The following is a 1722-nucleotide window of genomic DNA, read 5'->3' as shown; positions in this document are numbered from 1 at the left end:
CGGCCTGTCACGCCGGGGGTCGCGGGTTCGAGTCCCGTCCGCTCCGCCACTTATTCGAGAGTCGTCTCATTAAACACGAACTACAGGGGTGTAGCTCCAATTGGCAGAGCAGCGGATTCCAAATCCGCGTGTTGGGAGTTCGAATCTCTCCACCCCTGCCATATTTAAAGCCTCAGTCGAAAGACTGGGGCTTTTTTACGTTTGTAAAATGGCAAAATTTATTCTTTGTGAACTCAAGTTCCCAAATAGGCGATTCTAAGCGCGTAGCTAATGGTCGCTAAGTCTGAACTGCCCTAATCTCTTATCTACTTTCCCTATATAAAGAACAGCAGATTTCCAGCGGGATTGATATCTAGCCGCTAGTGATCCCTTGTCGTTGAATGTCACTGATTGGAATCTCAAGCTCTTGTTGATATTTATTAGCGTTTTTCTGGGTATTTTTAAGAACGCGTCTAGTTGTTGTTGGGATGATTAGCGTTGTTGTTCCTGTTATCATCTTAGGACAATACAAATATAGGATTAACCTTATGCCACATCTACGATTTCGCGCTGTAGAACCTCAAGCAGTACAAGCTTTGTCAAAGCCACTGACTGACGAGCTCCAGCCACTAATGAATAGTCCACGAGAAGATTTTACTTTTGAGTACATCTACACAACTTTCTTTAGTGAAGGCGAGGTAAGTCCTGCTTATCCTTTTGTTGAAGTTTTGTGGTTTGATCGAGGACAAGAGACTCAAGACAAGGTAGCGAAAGTAATTACACAACAGGTTCGTGGTGTAGTCGGTGAAGATATTGATGTAGCAGTCATTTTTTCTGCACTATCGCCAAATGCCTACTATGATAATGGTGAACATTACTAAAGGGGATGTATGATGCGGCTGAGTCTTTCTTTTTATTTAAGTTTATTTTTCTCAGCTCCTCTTTATGCTACGCCATGGGAGCAAGTTAGTGCTCCCACTCATAATATGTCCTCTTCTATTGGTAGTTACGCGAACGGCTGCTTAGATGGGGCTTCCCCCCTGCCTTTAGAAGGTACAGGTTATCAAGTGTTACGTAGTCGAACGAATCGCTACTATGGGCACCCTAACACTATAGATTTTGTTGAAAGCCTAGCTTTAAAGGCGAATCAAAAGTTAAAAACTACTTTACTAATTGGCGACCTTTCTTTACCTCGTGGCGGCCGTTTTTCATCTGGTCATTCAAGCCATCAAACGGGGCTGGATATTGATATCTGGTTGCGTTTAGCTGACTCTCCTCTCTCCTATAACGAACTTCAATTGCCGAAACCGATGAGTGTGGTTGATCTGCAAGACTACTCGATATTAAATCATCGATGGGATAAGAGGCATTTTGAACTCATCCGTTATGCTGCTAAGAGCGATGAGGTGGCTCGTATCTTTGTTCACCCTGTTATCAAGGAGCAACTGTGTGCTCAGGAAGGGGGAAAAGATCGTTCTTGGCTACGTAAAGTTCGTCCTTGGTGGGGACATCATTATCATTTTCATGTGCGCTTATCATGCCCTGACTCAAGCTCTAATTGTGTCGATCAAGCACCTCCTCCTTCTGGTGATGGGTGCGGTTCGGAGTTAGCGAGTTGGAAGCCAAAAGCAGTTGTCCCAGCGAAGCCCCAGCCAGAAAAAGTAGCGGCTAAACCTAAAAAGAAAAAAGCGATTCCACCACAATGTCAGCCACTTATCGTCAGTAAATAACGTCTTATCTTTG

Annotated in this window: 2 protein-coding genes and 1 tRNA gene; all 3 read left to right on the top strand. The window is 44.2% G+C overall.

Annotated elements, in window-relative coordinates; translation table 11 throughout:
• Nucleotides 1–84: 84 nt before the first annotated feature.
• Nucleotides 85–161 (top strand) — tRNA-Trp (locus tag OU793_RS24385).
• Nucleotides 162–527: 366 nt separating this feature from the next.
• Nucleotides 528–860, top strand: coding sequence for a DUF1904 domain-containing protein (locus tag OU793_RS24380; protein WP_005483015.1), 333 nt, complete (start codon nucleotides 528–530; stop codon nucleotides 858–860).
• Between the two features lie 12 nt (nucleotides 861–872).
• Complete coding sequence (gene mepA / locus OU793_RS24375; RefSeq protein WP_025542834.1) at nucleotides 873–1709, top strand: penicillin-insensitive murein endopeptidase; 837 nt, start codon at nucleotides 873–875, stop codon at nucleotides 1707–1709.
• Nucleotides 1710–1722: the final 13 nt, after the last annotated feature.

Source organism: Vibrio sp. VP6, assembly GCF_028823755.1.
Lineage (GTDB): Bacteria > Pseudomonadota > Gammaproteobacteria > Enterobacterales > Vibrionaceae > Vibrio > Vibrio parahaemolyticus.
Note: the sequence above shows the minus strand (reverse complement) of the source record. Positions and strands in the feature narration are given on the sequence as shown.

Coding starts and splice junctions, on each gene's coding strand:
- OU793_RS24380 (WP_005483015.1), top strand. CDS start 528: ATGCCACATCTACGATTTCGCGCTGTAGAACCTCAAGCAGTACAAGCT.
- mepA (WP_025542834.1), top strand. CDS start 873: ATGCGGCTGAGTCTTTCTTTTTATTTAAGTTTATTTTTCTCAGCTCCT.